An 18442-nucleotide genomic window follows, 5' to 3' on the forward strand; every position below is an offset into this window, starting at 1 on the left:
CCCCCCCCCCCCCCCCCCCCCTCCCCCCCCCCCCCCCCCCCCCCCCTGCCCCCCCCCCCCCCCGCGCCGTCTCAGATCGTGTGGGCCGAGGGGGACCGGCAGAGTCAGGACGCAAGGGCGGTTCTCGGCCATATGTGACAGACCTTCCCGCCCTCCGCTGGACGGAAGATCGCCACCCCCACCACACTGGTCCCGACATGTCGGGCCGGCCGACACCACCTCGGTACGCACGTCGGCGACAGAAACACGACGGGGCGGGGGCACGGTGCCGCAGCAGGTGATCGCCGGACGTTACGAACTCCTGGAGGAGCTCAGCCACGGTGGCATGGGCGACGTCTGGCGCGGTTACGACGCCGTGCTCGACCGGCCCGTCGCAGTGAAGCTCATCCGGCCCCAGGCCGTTACCTCACCGCAGATGGCGGACGAGCTGGCCAAGAGGTTCCGGCGCGAGGCCCGGATCACGGCCCGAATCCAGCATCCCGGCGTGCCGCAGGTCTACGACGCGGTCCTCGACGACACCCACGAGCGACTGTTCCTCGTCATGGAGCTGGTCGAGGGCGTCCCGCTGTCCGCCTACGTGGACCCGGCGCGGCCGCTGCCGGTGAGCTGGGCCGTGGCCGTGGCAGCGCAGGTGGCCACCGTGCTGTCGCACGCGCACGAGGTCCCGGTGATCCACCGAGACCTCAAGCCGGGCAACGTCCTCGTCGCGCGCGACGGGACCGTGAAGGTCCTGGACTTCGGCATCGCGGCCATCCTGCGCACTGACGCGACCAAGCTGACCGCGACAGGCAGCCCGATCGGGACGTCCCAGTACATGGCACCCGAGCAGGTCCGCGGCGGGCGTGTCACGCCGCGAACGGACCTGTACGCACTCGGATGCGTTCTGCACGAACTGCTCTGCGGACGTGCCTTGTTCCAGGCGGACAGTGAGTTCGCGGTCATGTACCAGCACGTCAGCGCAGCCCCCATCCCGCTCCGGCAGTTGCGCGACGAGGTCCCGGCCGCCCTGGAGGAACTCGTCCTGCACCTGCTCCGCAAGGCCCCCGAGGCGCGGCCCGCCGACGTTCAGGAGGTGTACGAGCGGCTGCGGCCCTTCCTCCCACAGGCCGGCCAGGAACCGGCGCCCGGTGAGAGCGGTCCGGCCGGAGCGCCGGACCCGACCGGGCTGTTCAGGCACCCGTACGCGCCCCGCTCCCGCCCGCGGCAGGTGACCGCCCCGGCGCCCTCCGGGGAGCCGGCCCCTGCACCCGTCCCCGTACCGGACGGACTCAGGGCGGACATCAAGGAGGCATACGCACACTCCGACGCCCTCCTGGAGGAAGAGCGGTTCGCGCAGGCCGCGGAGGTGCTGAGCGAGGTCATCGAACCGGCCGCCCTCGCCCTGGGCACCGACAATCGACAGGTGCTCGAACTGCGCACCCAGCGAGCGGCCATCCGGCTCCTGGGCGGGGACTACCGTGCCGCCCTGCCGGAGTTCAACACGCTCGCGGACGCATACGGGCGCATCGCGGGGCCCACGAGCGAACGGGCCCGCGCCTGCCGGGCCCAGGCCGCTCGCTGCCGTGCCGAACTCGGCCAGGTGACGGAGGCGCTCACGGCACTGGAATCAGTGCTGGCCATTGTCCGGTCCGTGGACAGCGATGCCAGTGAGGAAGCGCTGGAGCTGCGCCGTGACATCGGCATGCTGCTGCTCGCCCAGGGCCGCGCGGCCGACGCCTTGTTCGTGCTCGAACCGCTGCACGGCGACCTGAACGTCGTCTACGGGCCCGCGGACGAGCTCACAGCGGAGATCGCCGAGGCGCTGGCGCTCATACGGCTGGACCTTGACGGCCGGGCGACCTGAGCCCGTCCCCAGGTACGTCAGTCAATCGCCGAGGCCTTGTCGCCGGGTCGGTCCCCGGTCACCAGAGAAGGAGAGATCATGAGCGGGAAGAAGGCTGGACACGGCAGCGATGGCGTGGCCCTTCAAGTGCGTCAGGTGGAGCAGGCACTTCGGACCGTGTACGTGGACGGCGGCCTCCTGCACATCAGCGACCTGGAAGACAAGTCGCCCCAGGAGCGCGAGCCAAGACTGTTGTCGAGAGCGCTGACGGCCCAGGCCGTACGGATGGTCACCGGCTTCAGCCCACAGGAGGCGGCGGACACCGTCATAGACGGAATCGCAGACCAGGGGATCGACGCGATTGCGGTGGTGGACGGACCCGACCCGCACGTCTACCTCGTTCAGGCGAAGTGGAGCCATTACGGCAAGGCCAAGAGCGAGCGCGAGGCCGTTCTCGAACTGCTGGCAGGGCTGAGGCTCATCGACGATGAGGACTTCGCGCCTTTCAACCCGCGTGGCCGCCGCCTCGCGGAACAGGCCAAGGCCGTCATGTCGCGAGGGCCTGTGCCCGTCACCCAGGTCGTCGTACTCATGCGCACGGACGAGGTGATCGAGGGGTTCCGGCAGGCTCTGATCAACGGCGAAAAGGAGTTCAACCGTTTTGGTGACCTCCTCGACCACGAGATCATCCTCGCTCCCGACGTGTGGGCCTCGGTGCGGAAGGACCTGGCTCCCAAGCCCGTAGAGCTCGACACCGTTCTCTTTCCGTGGTTCGGGGTCAACGCGCCCTACGAGTCGTATCAGGGTGTCGTCGCGGCGGAGATCGTCGCAGAGTGGGCCGAGCACGGCTCCCACCTTTTTAACCTCAATATTCGAAACCCGCTGGGCAGGACCTCGATCAACAACGAACTGATCGAAACCCTCACCGATGAGCCCGCGCACTTCCTCTACTTCAACAACGGCATCACCGTGCTCTGCGAGTCGGTCGAGAAGACGTATCAGTCGATGCGCACCCCCCATACCTACCCGCTGACGCTCAGGCTGTACAACGCCAGCGTCGTGAACGGTGCCCAGACGGTCAGGTCCGTGGCCGATGCCGTCGCCTCCGATGAAGGCGCAGCCTCCGCGCAGGTGCCCGTGCGGATCATCGTCACGGGCAAGTCGGCGGACTTTGCCAAGCGGACCACTCAGGCGACGAATAGACAGAACCGGGTGGAGCCGCGCGACTTCATCGCGCTCGACCCGGTACAGGCCGCCATCCTGGAAGAGATGCGCGCGGAGCTCGGGCTCGACTACAGCGTTCGCCGGGGTGAACTGGACCCGCCGGAGGACACGGGGTGCTCGGTCGTCGAAGCCGCGTGTGCCCTCGCCTGTGCCCATCCCGACAGCCAGTACGCCGCCCGGATGGCCACAACGCTGGACGTCCTATGGGAGCGCGGTAACCAGGGCATCTATGACGTGCTCTTCCGGCCGCAGCCCGGGGCGTACCTGCTGTGGAACGGGGTGCAGATCCTGCGAGCTGTCCGACGAGCGCTTCACACCCTGCGCCCGCGCTATGGAGGCCGTGGCGCCGCACTCATCGAGCACGGTCCCTACCTGCTCGCGCACCTTGCGTTCCGGAGCCTGGACACCGAGGCGATCGACGAGCCTGATCCCAGGCTCGAATGGTCCGCTGCCGCTGTGGCACGGGTGCCCGACCTGATCAAGGAACTGCTTCCCACGGTCGCCGCGACGATCGACGAACTCTATGGCGACCGGTCACAGATCCGCGCGGTGTGCGCGGACGTCGTCCGCTGCCGCGAGATCGCCGACCGGGTACTCGACCGCGGCGCAGCGCCGGACCCGGTCGAACGGGATAAGTACCGCCGTATTCCTACACAGCGCAAACCCCGCCGACCGAACGCCGTACACGTTCTCATCGACCAGGGCGCACTGGAAGAAGGTGACCCCCTCACCCTGACCACCGCCTACCCCATGGAGGCCGAGGCCCTTGCGGGCTGGCTGGCCGTGGACGAGCGGCGCTCGCGTGCCACCTGGGTCAAACACCGGTCCCGGCCTGTGCTGTGGGCGGCCGACGGCAAGCAGTACTCGCCGTCCGGATTGATCACCCACATGTGGAAGCTGGCCGAGTGGGACCAGCGACCGGTGGCGAACCAGGGCACGGCTCGATGGCTCACCTCCGCCGGCGAGACTCTTGCCGACCTGGCCTGGAGGGTCCTCAGCGGTCTCGAAGAACCTCTGCCGAGCGGCGAGAGCGACTGACGACAGCCGGGAGGGGCGCCGACCGGAAGGCCGGCCCGGTGCCTCTCCCGCGCCCGATGGAGGAGACCACTCATGCCCCGCCTCGCCTTCGACATTGCCTTCTGTTCCCAGCTGCCCAAACTCCAGGGCACGGTCCGCAAGGGGGTCTTCGACGCCTGGGAGAAGTTCGAACGGCTCACGCTGGAGCAGCTGTTCAAGGACCCCGGCCTGAAACTGGAGTCGCTCAAAGGCGCGCGAGACCCGCACATCCGGACGATTCGGATCGACCGCGGCACCCGAGGGGTTGTACTGGCCCCCGACAGCGGGGATACGTACGTCCTGCTGCGCGTGTTGCCGCACGACGAGGCCAATGCCTGGGCCGTCAAGCAGAAGGCGAGCATCAACACGGTCACCCGAGCCGTCGAGATCCGCGACATCGCCGTCCTGGAGGAGCTCACCCCCGCGTACGAGCGGATCGCCCCCGCCCCTGAGCGGCGGCTCTTCGCCCGGTTCTCGGACGGAGACCTCGCGGCACTCGGCGTCGACGGGACGACCCTGCGGCAGACCCGGGTCCTGACCAGTGCGGAGCAGCTGGAGGCCTTCGCGCCGTTCTTCCCCCAGGACCAGCGGGAGGTTCTGGAGTACCTGGCCGCCGGCTTCACCGTGGAGGACGTGTGGCGCGAGGTGGTTGCCGTGAACCTGGCCGGCGCCGACAGCTCGGAGCCCGTGAACCCGGGCGACTACGAGGCCGCGATCCGGCGCACCCGCACCCGCATTGCCCTGGTCACCGGAACGGACGAGCTCAGGGACATTCTCGACAAGCCCTTCGCCGCCTGGCGGGTCTTCCTGCACCCGTCCCAGCACAAGGTGGCCTACCGGGCCTCCTACTCCGGCCCTGCCCAGGTCACCGGAGGTCCTGGCACAGGTAAGACGGTCGTCGCCCTGCACCGCGTACGACACCTGCTCGGCCACCTGCGGGACGGCGACCGCATCCTGCTCACCACCTTCACCAACGCACTGGTGGCCGCCCTGCGTGCGGGCCTCGCGGAGCTCGTCGACGACGTGACAGTACGGGAACACGTGGACATCATGACCGTCGACGCTTTCGCCGGGCGGGTGCTGTCCACGTCGCGTCGGCCCCTGCGTGCCGAAGAGGAGACGGCACGCTGGCAGCAGGCCGCCCGGGCTGCGGGCTTCACCGGGAGCCCGCAGTTCCTCGCCCAGGAGTACAGACACGTCGTCCTCGCCCAGAACCTGCGTACATACGAGCAGTACGAAGCCGTCGAGCGTAAAGGGCGGGGCAGCGCGCTGACCGCGGCGGCTCGCCGGCCGGTGTGGGGCGCCATTGAGGAGTTCACCGCCCGGCTGGCTTCCGACGGGCTGCGGACCTACCTGGGCACTTGCACCGAGGCCGCGGACCTGTTGGAGGGGACCGGGCCGTGCTATCGGCACGTCGTCGTCGACGAGGCTCAGGACCTGCACCCCGCCCAGTGGCGCCTCCTGCGCGCCGCCACCCCTGTGCGCCCGGATGACCTGTTCATCGCGGGCGACCCGCACCAGCGGATCTACGACAGCAAGGTCTCCCTGAAGGCAGTCGGCATCAAAGTCGCGGGGCGGTCGACGAAGATGCGCAAGAACTACCGTTCCACACACGAGATTCTGAGCTGGTCCACCTCGCTCCTTGTAGGACGCCCCTTCGCGGAGCTTGAGGACGACGCCCGCCATGAAACTCTGCTCGGCTACCGCTCAGCCCTGCACGGGAGCGGCCCCGAGATCCACGCGGCCGGTTCCCCGGAGGCGGAGCTGACAGCGCTGGTCGCGCGCGTCCACGGTTGGCTGGAGGAGGGGATCGCACCCGGTGACATCGGCGTGAGCGCCCGCTTCAATCGGACCTGCGACCAGGTGGCGGAGCGCCTGTGGGCGGCCGGCATCCCCGCGCAGCGACTGCGGGCGGACCGGCCGACGGTGGCCGACGCGGTGAACGTGGGCACCATGCACTCTTTCAAGGGCTTGGAGTATCGATGTGTCGCCGTGGTCGGTGTCCACGAGGGCGCCGTGCCATTCCCCAAGGCGGTGACGCCCGTGGACATCGACCGCCTCCAGCACGAGGCCGACCTGCTGGCGGAACGTTGCCTGCTGTTCGTCGCCTGCACCCGCGCCCGCGATGGCCTGTACGTGTCCTGGGCGGGGGAGCCCAGTCCTTTCCTGTCACCGACTGGAGTGTGAGCCGAGACAGATGCTCGCGGCAGACGCCAGGACCCCGCCCTCGGCGTTCCATTGACGACGGGGTGCGCTTTCGGTGTCCGGCGAGAGAGTGCTACGCCCCGACTCTCAGCCCGCGGTCTTGGCGCTGAGGCAAGGCTATGGACGTATCACGTCACTCTTCGTCGGCCGTGACGGTGCCGCTGCCGGTGCCGCTGCCCGGCTCAGTGACCGGAGGCGGTGTCGGCGGAGCCTGCGTCGGTTCGGGCAGACTCCCGACGGGCCGATACCCCCTCTTCCCGTTGGGGTCCAACTGCGCTCGTGTTCCGGTCACCCGCTGTGTCTCCCTCTTCGGCTCCAGGCGATACCTCGACGAAGTCGAGGAATTCCACATCGTCCATCCGAATATAGATGCCGCCGGAACGCGGCAGCGGACGTTCGAACGAACCAGCGCTGGACAAGGCCCACGTGGTTTGCAGGTACATGTCTGGGGCTTCCGGGTAGCCGGAGGTGTAGGACCTCTCCCCGTAATATCCACCCACCCAGTGACCGCTCTTGAGGCGGGCGCGTACCAGGCAGTGGCTCCGACGCCGGAAAACCTTGTCCCAGGCGGTGGGGATCGGATCGTAGGTGGATTGGCTTCCCCGCGAGCCCAGCCATGAGGTGAGCCCGGCGGCAGCGGCCGGTACCACGATCAACAGGCTGGCCGCTGTCAAAGCGGCGATACGAGGGTTGTCGGCCGCGCCGGTCAGCCATCCCCGGCGACGATCGTAGACGAAGTGCACCAACCACGGGCCGGCGAACATGACATAAAGGGTGTCAAGGGCGATGCCCGCGGTCACGGCTCGGAGTATGCGCTCCCCGAGGTCCCTGTGGCCCGGCACCGGACCGCGGGTGCGTTCGCGGACGAACTGGTAGATCACGCCGGGGAGTAGCAGAAGGAGAACGATCACGACCTGGGTGACCGTGGTAGGCGCGTGCGACATTGTTGTGGCCCTTCTGAAGAGCTCTTACACCAACTTCGTGCCCGCATGGTCCGAAGCACCTCGAACCTGCGATGACTTGCGGGCACTGCGGCCATAATGGCGTGGCGATTGCTCACTGTCGGGGAAGCCGGGACGACTGATGCGGGACCATCTGCTTCGAATGCGCACCACGTGGGTTGACGGTCTCGCAGCCCGGGTTTGCCGCAAGCTGAGACCCGAGACATGCCTTGCCGGCATGTTCCCCGCGTGGGTCGCGGATGATCAACTGACCCTTGCCGCCCTCCTGACCCGCATTGCGACGGGTGACATCGCATGCAGCTCCCCGCAGGCAATCGGCGATCAGCTCCGATCGACCGGCCTGGTCCTCCCGGGGACAACCGGATCGGTAGTGGCTCGCGACCTCGTCATGCCCGTCCTGCGCACGGTTCGCGGGGCTGGGGTGCCCTGGGAGCGATGGTGGGACATAAGCGGACTTCATGCCTTGCTGATCGATCTGTGGGCGGGCCGCAGGCTGTCGGCACACGCACCTGAGAAGGTCCGCGACGAGCTCATGACGCTGTGGGGCCTTGAGGACGAACGTGTTGTCAACACTGTTCTGAGCAATGCGGAGGATCCCTTCGCGTTTCTGCCCCCGGATCTGTTGCACGAGTCCGCCACCGGAACGGCGACGGTGTGTACGCAGGTCCTCGCGACCAGAGGCTTGATGAAGATCACCCTTCCTGATGCTTTTCTGAGCACCAGGCCGGGGTTGGCTGACAGGCCGGATCTCACGGAGGTGGCGAGGCGCTGGCTCCGCCGCCTTGACCTGGAAGAGACCGTGTATCGCAGGGTTCTCTCGCCGGAGCTTCTGACAGGCTTACGCACCGACCTCGACGTGTGGGATGCCCAGATGCGACAGACCATGTCTCGTCTGACGGCTCATGAGCTGAACCTGATCGTGCCTAAAACGGAGGACGAACGGTACGGGGAGGAGTGCCTTCGGGCCGGCTGGGGCCTGCATCGAGCCGATCTGGGATCGGATGACGCCTTGTTGTGGCGACCGGATTCCGCCATCCGTAGCTCCTCGGTTCCTGGCTGGATCGCTGAGGAGGTCATCACGTGCGGATCCCGCTTCTTCCACGGACAGGCAGGTCCTCACCCGGTCTGGCTGGCCACAGCGGAGACGGATGCGCTTCTGGCGGCCGTGCGGGCGTTGATGGAACCGTCAACGCGCTACGGGTTCGGAGTCGAGGAGTATGGCGACGGTCTGAGGCTGTGGTTCGAGTTTCCCACTAGCCCGGCCGACCCCGACCCTCCGTTCCGGGCTCCGTACACCTACTCCCTCTCCTGGGTGGAGCACGCTTGGGAGCTGCTGCATCTCGCGACCGTCGGTTACGCCCGCCTCTGCATCGTCCAGCTTGTCGGCGACGGTGAACTCAGGGCCGTGGGCAGCATGCGGCTCGGTCTGCCCGAAGAGCTGTGCGCCCGGGCGAAGGAGGCTGCGATCGCAGCTCTCCGTCGGCTGGTCGGGGACGAGACGCACACGATTAGGCAAAGGATCGCCCTAGACGGGCACGATCAGGCCGCGGAGGTTGCCTTCCAGCTCTGTGAAACCGCGAAGGGTGAGGACATCCATGATGAGCTCACCCTTGAGCCCGACGCCGCTGAATACGAATCCTTTATGGCCTCCGCACGCCACCTCGCCTGGGTACGCTCACGGCATGCCGCCAGCCTGCTCGACGGAGAAAGCCCGTCGGATGAAGACGCGGAGCTGAAGGCTGCTGCCGAGGCCAGGCATCGCGCTCTTGAACTCCTTCGGGCGGCCACAGAGCGAGGCAGCGGAATGGCGCGATGGAGTCACCACTCCGTCAAACCCTCGGTGGATGAGCAAACAGCGTTCGTCCACTTCATCGACCGGTATGGCATCCTCCAGCTCGCGGTGTGTCGGTCCCGTGCGGGCCGCTCGTCCTTCGACCTGGTGTCGTGTGAAGACTTCCCCCTGCGGCCTATCGCACGCGCGGTTGATGAATGGACGCGGCAAGCACCGGATCACTCTCGACGTGGATGGCACAACTATCTGAACCAGTTGCTCGCCCAGTGCGCTGGGCTGGCGCAAGCCATCATCGAGATGGCCTCACCGCATGAATTCAGTCGGTTAGTGCTCAGCCCCACAGCTCCGCTGGAGCTACTGCCCCTGCATGCAGCTCCTCTCGACAGCACCCGCACCTCCACCTTGATCAACGCCTTCGAGCAAGTCGTCTACGCTCCTACGGCTCGACTTGTGTCCGCCATCGAGAGGTCCCAGCGATACGCGGCCGTGGTCGATGTCCTGGTAGTGGCACACGGTGGTGGTCACCTCCCAGGCCTCGGGCTGATCAGCGGGCCGCTATGCGAAGCCGACGCGATCGCCGGCCTCCACGACAGCGTGGAAGTCCTCACGCGAGAGGAGGCGACCCCGGACCGCGCTCTGCACATGATGTCCATGGCCCGGATCGTTCATGTCGCGGCACATGGCCTCACACACCCGAATCGGTGGGCTGCCGGACTCGCTCTGCACGGCGATTCACTCGGTGCGGCCATGCTCACTTCCAGCCGGGTTCTCGCTGACGGAGTCTTCTCCAGTGTCGACCTGGTCGTCCTGAACGCTTGTCGAACGGGCACGCATGAAGGCACCGGTCGTACTGTGCAGACCTTGCGCAGCATCGAGTCCGCATTTCTCGCCCGCGGTGCAAAGGCGGTCATCTCCACCCTGTGGGATATCACTGACCTGCAGGGTGTCGTGTTCTCTACCGTGCTCCACGCGCATCTCAGCGTCGGTGCTGACTCCCACACCGCATATGCCTGCACTGTCCGTTACCTACGGGAACGATGGTGGCGAGTGCCCGCGGAGGCAGGTCCGGTGTTCGCCGCGGAATTTGCCGTTCAGGCGATCTCTGCGGACTGGCGAAGCCACATGGAGCAACAGGCCGACGAGAACCCGCTGTTCTGGGCCGCATTCAAGATCACAGGAGTTGTCTGAGTCAGTGCTCCGGGGCGTAGGCGTGGCGATGCTCGACGATCGGGCACCACTGCCACCGTTCGATGAGCGTCGCGCCTCGTGAAACGACCTGCCAGGCGTCAACTCGTCCCGCGCCGGGACGATCGCCTCGTCAGGCCTCGGCGTCACCGTTGGTGCGTGTACGTTGTCAACGTGTTGGGCGGGGCGGCTGTGGTGGGCCTTCGTGTACGCTGACGGCATGGCTGACGTGGACGGTGGGTCGCCGGAGCAGCTGGTTTCCGGGTCTGAGATCGCCCGGCTCGCTGGTGTGACGCGGGCGGCTGTTTCCAATTGGCGGCGGCGGTACGAGGACTTTCCCGCTCCTGTCGGGGGCGGTGTGAACAGTCCGCTCTTTGCCTTCGGTGAGGTGCAGCAGTGGCTGGAGAGTCAGAGCAAGGGACAGGGCGTCTCCGATGAGGTGAGGCTCTGGCAGGCGGTGCGGGCCGCCTATGGGGAAGACGTCGTCGCGGGGGTCGCGGATGTCGCGCGGTGGCTGGCCGGGGGGGAGGGTGCTTCCGGCGGGCTGCCCGGGGAGGCCGGGCGGCTTGCCGAGGGGCTTGCGCGGGACGGGGCCGCCGGCGAGGTCGTTGAGGCGCTGGCCTTTCGGGTCGCCGAGTCCGGCGGGCGGTCCGGGGCCGACCGGGTCACCTCCGAGCGGATCGTCCGCGCGCTTCGGCATCTGGCTCCGCCCCTCGCCGAGGGGAGTACGGTGCTGGATCCTGCCTGTGGCATCGGGACGCTGTTGCTCTCCGTCGGGCCCCGCCACGGGGTGAAACGTTTCGGGCAGGAGCGGGAGCCGCACAGTGCGCGGCTGGCCCAGTTGCGTGCCGAGTTCGGGGGGCAGGGGGGCGTGGCCGTCGTGGAGGGGGACTCGCTGTGTGCCGACCAGTGGTCCGACGTGCGGGCCGATCTGGTGGTGTGCGATCCGCCCGTCGGCGTCACCGAATGGGGCCGTGAGAGCCTGCTGCTCGATGCGCGGTGGGAGTTCGGTACGCCGCCGAAGGCGGAGGGGGAGTTGGCCTGGCTGCAGCACGCGTACGCGCACACCGCTCCGGGCGGGCGGGTCCTCGTGGTCATGCCCGCCTCGGTCGCCTACCGCAAGGCGGGCCGGCGGATCCGGGCGGAGATCGTGCGCCGGGGCGTGCTCACGCGGGTCGTCGCCCTGCCTGCCGGGGTCGCGGCCTCGCACGCGCTGCCCGTGCATGTGTGGGAGTTGACCCGGCCCCGGGATGTGCGTGACGCGGCTACCGCCGTGCGGCTGGTGGACCTGACCGGGAACGAGCCGGACGGGCCGCTGGATCCCGCCCCGCACCAGGTGGCCGATGTTCCTCTCGTGGACCTGCTGGATGATGCTGTTGATCTGACGCCTGGGAGGTACGCCATGGCCTCCCACCGTGACCATCTCGCCGAGTACGCCGCCCTGCGGGCCCGGCTGGAGGGGCAGCTCGACCGGCTCGCCGGACTACTGCCCGCCCTCGCCGAGGGTGCGGGGGCAGGCAGTCTGGAGGCTTCGACGGTGAGCGTCTCCGAACTCGCGCGGGCCGGTCTCGTCGAGTTCGGGGACTCCGAGCCGGCCTCGGTCAGCGACCAGCTGGACACCGACTACCTCCGCGGCTTCTTGCACAATGCCGCGAACACCCGGCGTTCCACCAGCGCCACCGGCACCTACCGTTTCGACGGCCGCGGCGGCAGGGTTCCGAAGATGGACATCGCCGCGCAGCGCCGATACGGACGGGCCTTCAACGCCGTGCAGGAGTTCGAGCAGTGCGTGCGGGAGGTCGCGGAGCTCGGGCGCCGGGCGGCGGAGCTGGCCCGTGACGGGCTGGGGAACGGGGCGCTCGCGCCCTCTGAGGGCGAGGGTGAGGGCGAGGGCGAGGACGGCTGAGGGTCAGTGGGCGGCGGTCCCGGGGAGGAAGCCGCTCGGGAGTCCCGACCAGGAGACGTGCAGCGCCTCACGGGCCCGGGTGCAGGCGACGAACAGCAGGCACCGCTCCCGCAGCAGGTCCGATTCGTGCTGGAGGGCGTCGATCGAGGCGGGCGTGACCTCGCGCCCGAACGGCAGGCTCCCCGCCGTCACCCCGAGGACCGCCACGCAGCGGAATTCGAGCCCCTTCATCGCGTGCATGGTCGCCAGGCGCACCCCGTCCTCCGCCGGGCCCGGATTGTTCCGTACCCGGACCACCGGGATCCCTTCCGCCGCCAGACGCTCGTAGACCTTGTCCAGGAGGAGGTTGAAGCGGGCGCAGACGCCTATCTCGGACGGCTTCACGCCCTGGGCGATCCACTCCCGCACCCGGTCCACCAGCGCCGCGACCTCGGCCGGCTCGGAACCGTGCCCTTCCAGGCCGGGCCGGCGTCCGTGCAGGACGGAGCGGTAGCCGGCGAGGCTGTCCGGGCCCGCGCCGCCCAGGTCTTCGACCGACACCGGGGACATGACGCCGGTCGACCAGGTCAGGATCTCCTCCGTGCTGCGGTAGTTGAGGCGCAGGCGGGTCGTGCGCCCGGTCACCGAGATGCCCAGGGAGCCGAGGGACACCTTCGTGTCGTAGATCCGCTGGTGGGGGTCCCCGGTGATGAACAGGTCGTCGCTGCCGGGGGCGACCGCGCCGCGCAGCACCCGCCACTGGGCCGGGTGGAGGTCCTGGGCCTCGTCGACGACGACGTGGTCGTAGGCCGGCGCCGCCCCGGCGAGCAGCCGGGCGGCCCGTGCGCACACCTGGAGGTGGGTGACGGAGCCCTGGCCGGCCAGGATCGACTCGAAGAGTTCGACGGCGGGCCACAACTGCTCCCGCCGCGCGGTGGACAGGGCGTTCCCCCGGCCCCGGCGCAGGGCGGTCCGGTAGGTGTCGAGGTCGCGGATGTCCTGCGCCAGGACCACGTGCCGGTACTCCTGCGCGAGGAACTGCTCCGACCAGGGGAGTTGCAGCTTCTTCAACACCCGCTGCCAGATCTGCCGCTCCTCCCGGTCGCCCAGGGGGGACGGCACCCGGGTGCCGCCTTCCGCCACGGTCCGGTGGGCGAAGGCGTTCACGGTGGTCACGTCCACCCGGTCCAGCAGCCCCTCGTCCCCGTCGAGCAGCAGGGACAGGCTCTCCCGGAGCGACTGGGCCAGGGCGTTCGTGTACGTGGTGAGCAGGATCCGGGTGCCGGGAGCGAGCGACAGCAGGTGTTTGACGCGGTGCAGCGCCACGACGGTCTTGCCGGTGCCCGGTCCGCCGGTCACCTGCACCGGTCCGCCGTACGAGGCCCGGTAGGCGACCCGGCGCTGTGAGGGGTGCAGGAACACCCGCCAGGCGGCGAACGGCTTGTTCAGGATCTCCGTCAGCTCGTCCGCGCTGGTCACCAGCGTGATGCGGCTCGTGGTGTTGGCGATCGCCGCGGCCAGGGTCGGGTCCGGACCGGGTGCGGCGCCGGCCGGCCGCCGGATCGCGACGACGTCCCGGTAGACCTCCTCGGGGGTGAACCCCTCCGCGAGGAACTGGAGCGCCTCGAACTGGTCCTCGGGCAGCAGCGTCCCGAACGCCTCCAGCTGCGGCTTGTCGATGACGGTGCGCACCGCCCGCAGGACCTGGTCGTCGATGCCGAGGTCGCGCAGGACGGTGTCGGAATACCGGCCGAAGAGGAGGGCGGGGGCCTGGGCGGCGGCCTTCTCCATGGTCGGGGTGAGCTGTTCGATCGCGACGACGTCACGGACCTCCAGCGCCCGCGTCGCCTTGTTCGTCGTGTACAGCCGCTTGGCCGCCCAGGTGTACGCGTCGTCGTGCGGGACCACGTTGACCAGGAGGAAGACGTCGCTGCCGTCGTCGGGGGAGAGGACCACGCCCCGCCAGAAGTCGTTGACGCGGATCGTCCGCATCCGGGGGTCGCGCGCCTTGTCCACGGACTCCAGGTGCAGGCCCTTGTCGGCGTAGAGCTCGGCGACGGTCAGCTTCTGGAACTTCTCCATCGCCTTGCGCACGCCGGCTTTGAGCGGCCTCTCCAGGACGTCGTAGCTCTCCCAGAAGCTGTTGGCGAACGCGAGCTGCGGCACGACGTGAACTCCCCACCCTGGAACGGCACTCCGACGGCACTCCGACGCTGATCATACGGGCAGGTCAGCGCCTGTATGCGGGGATCGGTGCAGCTGGCGGCGGCGGTTGCGGGGGGCTTTGGCGGGTGTGGAGGTGTACACAGCAGTGAGGGGAGCTGACTGGTCGTTTGCGTGTTGACATTGTCAACGAGTGAATCTTAGGGTCGTCCTTGAACGGGTGAGGGAGGGGTGGCCGTGATGGGTGCAGAGCCTCGGGGTGAGCGAGGTGCGGCCGAACTCCGGAACGCGCTGCGGCACTTGTACGCCGAACTCGGCCGGATGGCCGTGGATGGCGTGGTCTCCGCCGAGGACTTCCGCCGGTGCGTCGGGGGTCTCGGGCTGGCGCAGGCGGAGCAGGAACGCCTGACGGGCGAACTGGCCCGCCTGGGGCTGCGGATCGGACAGGAAGCGGGGCACACGGGTCAGGACCGGTCCGGCCCCCGAAAGGTTGTACATCCGTCAATTTCCGGACGGCTGGGCCCGGTACGGGCCCTACTGCTCCGGTACGCGGACGAACAGGGGCTGGTGGGCTCCGACACCGTGGACGGGGTGGCCAGGCTCGCCGGGCTCACCCCGGCGGAGACCGGCGAGCTCCGGAGAACGGCTCCCCTTCGGGTGGAGGCGGCGACGGGCGCGCCGGCAGAGGAGGACGTGGAGCCCGAGTTCGGGGAGGGGGAGTGGGAGGCCGAGGACTTCGATCCGGACCGGCGTCCTCAGCAGGGTGCGGCGCCCCAGCCCGTCGGAGACCTCGGGCGGGCCGTCAGGGCCGCGCAAGCGGTACTGGACGAGAGCCGCTTCACCCGGCGGCCCGAGAAGCGCAGGCTCACCGCCGAGGAGGAGGTGGGCCTCGCCGTGCTCGTACGGGGCGGCCCCGACCACATCGCGGCCGAGCCGGACGCCGACGCGATGGCCGCGCTGCCGACCACCGACCTCCGGATCCGCGCACGCAACTGCCTGGTCCTGCACAACCAGGGCCTCGTGCACGGAATCGCCCTGCGCCACGGGGGGCAGGGCCTCGACCACGAGGACCTGTTCCAGCACGGGGTGTTCGGCCTGCTCAGGGCGGCGGTCAAGTTCGACCCAGCCAAGGGCTACAAGTTCTCCACGTACGCGACGTGGTGGATCCGGCAGTCGATGGGCCGGGCCATCGCCGACGAGGGGACGGTCATCCGCATCCCGGTCCACTTCCACGAGCTGGTCCGGAAGGTCGCCGCGGCGGAGCGCCGGCTCCAGATGGAAGGGCGCCCCTGGAGCGCCGCCGATGTCGCGGTGGCCTGCGACCTGAGCGTGGCGCGGGTCGAGGAGGTCCGGCGGGTCAGCCGGCGTACGGACTCCCTGGACCGGGAGATCGGAGACGGCACGCACCTGGGGGAGGTGGTCGCCCTGGAACGGCCGCTGCCGTCGGCGGAGTGGCTGGCCATGGATGCGATCGTGCACGAGCACCTGCTGTCGCTGGTCGCGCGCTTCGAGGGGCGGGAGGCGCGGATCCTGCTGCGCCGCACGGGTCTGGACGGCGGGGAGAAGTCGACCCTGGAGGAGCTGGGGCAGGAGTTCGGCGTCACGCGGGAGCGGGTCCGGCAGGTGGAGGTGAAGGCGTTCAAGGCCCTTCGCGAAGCACTGCTGGCCGAGGGGTTCGGCCCGGGGCACGTCGAGCCGCCGGACCCGGAGCCGGGTCGGCGCAAGGCGCCGTCGCGGGAGTCCTTGCGGCGCCGTAGGGCTGCCGCCCTGGCGGCCCGGGGCCGGGCCCGGCGGGCGGCTGTGCCCGTGCCGCTGCCGCTGCAGGTGCCGTTGGGTGAGGTCGCCCGTACCGAGGCCCTGCCCGCGGAGCCGCGGCCGGAGCCCGTGCCCCAGGTGGTACTGGAGCGGGTGCTGGGGCCTTGGCCCGAGCCGGGGCCCGAGCCTGAGGCGGAGCCGGGGCCCGTGCTGGAGACGGGGCCGGGGCCGGAGTTCGAGACGGAGCCCGAGCCCGTGCCGGAGACGGAGACGGAGCTGGGGCCGGAGCCTGAGCCCGAGTCGGAGCCTGAACCCGAGCTGGAGCTGGATTCCGAGTTCGGGTCCGAGCCGGAGTCCGGCCTTCGGCCGGAGCTGGAATCGGAGCCCGATCTTGGGCCGGAACCGGGGCTGGAGGCGGGGCCTGAATCTGGGCCTGAGCCCGAGCCCGAGCCCGAGCCTGAGTCGGAGCTGGAGCTGGAGCTGGAGCTGGAGCTGGAGGCGGAGCCCCAGCCCCAGCCCCAGCCTGAGTCGGAGCCTGAACCCGAGCTGGAGCTGGATTCCGAGTTCGGGTCCGAGCCGGAGTCCGACCTTCGGCCCGAGCTGGAGCTGGAGCTGGAATCGGAGCCCGATCTTGGGCCGGAACCGGAGCTGGAGGCGGGGCCTGAATCTGGGCCCGAGCCCGAGCCCGAGCCCGAGCCCGAGTCGGAGCTGGAGGCGGAGCCCCGGCCGGAGTCGGAGTCGGAGTCGGAGCCTGAGCCTGGGCTGGAGTCGGAGCCCGATCTTGGGCCGGGACTGGAGTTGGAGCCGGAGCGGGAGTTGGAGCGGGAGCGGGAGCTCGTGGTTGGGCGGGAGCCGGGGTTCGAGCCGGAGCGGCAGGCCGGGCAGGGGTCGCAGGCGGTGGTAGGGGTGGAATGGGAGGAGGCCGAGGTGGTGGCGTCGCCGGCGCGGTACCAGCCGGACTGGGAAGCGGCGTTGGCGGCTCCCGTCGTGTTCGCCGGCGGGGTGGCCTGGCTCGCCGAGTACGCGCTGATCGCCCTCGGCGACGCGGAACTGGCCGCACTCCTCGGGCCGTCCGCCGCGGAGGACGTCATGGGCGTGGTCGAGCGGCGGGGCACCCTCGACCGTTCCGTCGTCATGGCCCTGCAGGTGCTGCAGCGGCTCTTCGGCGTCCTCAAGGACACCGGGCGGCGTCCGGAGGACTTTCTGGACCGCGTTTTCGAAACGCTGAACGGTGCTTCGCCGCGGACCTACCTGGCGGGTCGCCCCCTCGTACGCGGTGAGTCGAGACTCGCGATCCGGGACGCCCTGGAGGAGTTCACCTCGGCCGGGGCCGCGACCTCGGAGCCCGTTGTGCCGACTGGCGCTGAGGTGTCCATCGTGCCGGCTTCCGCAGGGGAGTCCGTCGTGTCAGGTTCCGCCGGGGAGCCTGTCGTGTCGGCTGTTGCTGAGGTGGCTGCCGCGCAGGCCGTTGCCCCGGTGCCGGTCATGCCGGCTGGCGCCGGGGTGCCCGCCGCGCCGGCCGTCACCCCGGTGCCCATCGTGCCGGCTGTCGCCGGGGAGTCCGTCGTGCCAGTTGGCGCCGGGGAGGCTGTCGTGCCGGCTGGCGCCGGGGTGCCCGTCGCGCCGGGCGAGGGTGCGCCCCGTGCGGAGGGCGGGGCGGTCGGCCGAGGGGCTCTGGAGGCGTTGCGGGCCGAGTACGAGCTGCGCGTCGCGGCCCTGGGGGCGGAAGCGGAGCGGCTGCGGGAGGAGCACGCGGATGCGCTCGAACGGGAGCGGCAGCGTACCCGGAGCGCGCTCGCGGACACCGAGCGGCAGCTCGACGAGCTGGAGTCCCGGATGCTCGGCCGCGTCGACCTGTCCCTGCGGCGCCAAGCGGCCTCGCTGCACCACGCGGCCGGGGAGCGGATGGCCTGGCTGCGGACGCAGGCGGAGGAGGAGGTCGCGCAGGCGCACCGGCAGGCCGCCGAGTCCGCGGCGGGCGTCCTCGGCGAGCTCGCGGCGGCCCGCCGGCACGCGGTCGAGACCGAGGAGCTGCTGCGGCGCGCGGTCCAGGACCACGAAGGACGCGTGTCCGCGCTCACCGACCGCCTCCGGTCGGTCGAGTGGGCGCTCGCACAGCGGGAGCGGGCCCTCCAGGACGCCGACGCGCACGCGGCCGCGCGGGTCGAGGCCGTCGAGAGGTGGGCCGCTCAGCGCGTGGCCGAGGCGGAGCAGGCGGCGGCCGCGCGGGTGGCGCAGGCGGAGCACGACGCTTGGGCGCGCATCGCGGAACTGCAGGCACAGGTGGCGGCCCTCACCGCGCCCGAGCCCGCGCCCGCTCCCGTGCCCGAGTCCGAGCCCGAACGCAGGCCGCTGCGCGACCTGTGGCGCCGCGGCTGAGACCCGCCCCGTCC

8 protein-coding genes are annotated in these 18442 nt (G+C 69.9%); 6 read left to right on the forward strand and 2 right to left on the reverse strand.

The window, feature by feature from the left end; all coding sequences use genetic code 11:
* Nucleotides 1-265: 265 nt before the first annotated feature.
* From AC07A6_RS01360 to AC07A6_RS01370, 3 genes are all read left to right on the forward strand, one after another.
* Complete coding sequence (locus tag AC07A6_RS01360; RefSeq protein WP_478775592.1) at nucleotides 266-1843, forward strand: serine/threonine-protein kinase; 1578 nt, start codon at nucleotides 266-268, stop codon at nucleotides 1841-1843.
* A gap of 78 nt (nucleotides 1844-1921) precedes the next feature.
* Nucleotides 1922-4084, forward strand: a complete 2163-nt coding sequence (locus tag AC07A6_RS01365; RefSeq protein ID WP_478775593.1) for an AIPR family protein — start codon at nucleotides 1922-1924, stop codon at nucleotides 4082-4084.
* Nucleotides 4085-4156: 72 nt separating this feature from the next.
* Entirely contained in the window at nucleotides 4157-6289 is a 2133-nt protein-coding gene (locus AC07A6_RS01370) for a UvrD-helicase domain-containing protein (protein ID WP_478775594.1), read from the forward strand.
* Between the two features lie 200 nt (nucleotides 6290-6489).
* Here the strand turns inward: AC07A6_RS01370 and AC07A6_RS01375 are convergent, their stop codons facing one another.
* On the reverse strand, nucleotides 6490-7251 hold the full coding sequence (locus AC07A6_RS01375) for a DUF6338 family protein (RefSeq protein ID WP_362464766.1): 762 nt from the start codon (nucleotides 7249-7251) through the stop codon (nucleotides 6490-6492).
* Nucleotides 7252-7486: 235 nt separating this feature from the next.
* On the opposite strand from AC07A6_RS01375, the gene AC07A6_RS01380 reads away from it, so the two are divergent.
* Together AC07A6_RS01380 and AC07A6_RS01385 are read left to right on the forward strand one after the other, a co-directional pair.
* The gene (locus AC07A6_RS01380; RefSeq protein WP_478775595.1) at nucleotides 7487-10249 is read left to right on the forward strand and encodes a CHAT domain-containing protein; all 2763 of its coding nucleotides are present in this window, start codon (nucleotides 7487-7489) and stop codon (nucleotides 10247-10249) included.
* Between the two features lie 217 nt (nucleotides 10250-10466).
* Nucleotides 10467-12152 carry an N-6 DNA methylase gene (locus AC07A6_RS01385; RefSeq protein ID WP_478775596.1) on the forward strand — a complete coding sequence of 562 codons (1686 nt, stop codon included), beginning with the start codon at nucleotides 10467-10469 and terminating at the stop codon, nucleotides 12150-12152.
* Nucleotides 12153-12155: 3 nt separating this feature from the next.
* Here the strand turns inward: AC07A6_RS01385 and AC07A6_RS01390 are convergent, their stop codons facing one another.
* Nucleotides 12156-14297: a UvrD-helicase domain-containing protein gene (locus AC07A6_RS01390; protein ID WP_478775597.1), complete on the reverse strand. Its 2142-nt coding sequence runs from the start codon at nucleotides 14295-14297 to the stop codon at nucleotides 12156-12158.
* Between the two features lie 237 nt (nucleotides 14298-14534).
* Between AC07A6_RS01390 and AC07A6_RS01395 the strand changes: the two genes are divergently transcribed.
* Nucleotides 14535-18428, forward strand: coding sequence for a sigma-70 family RNA polymerase sigma factor (locus AC07A6_RS01395; protein ID WP_478775598.1), 3894 nt, complete (start codon nucleotides 14535-14537; stop codon nucleotides 18426-18428).
* Nucleotides 18429-18442 lie beyond the last annotated feature (14 nt).

It is taken from the genome of Streptomyces sp. NPDC044002, from assembly GCF_056434525.1.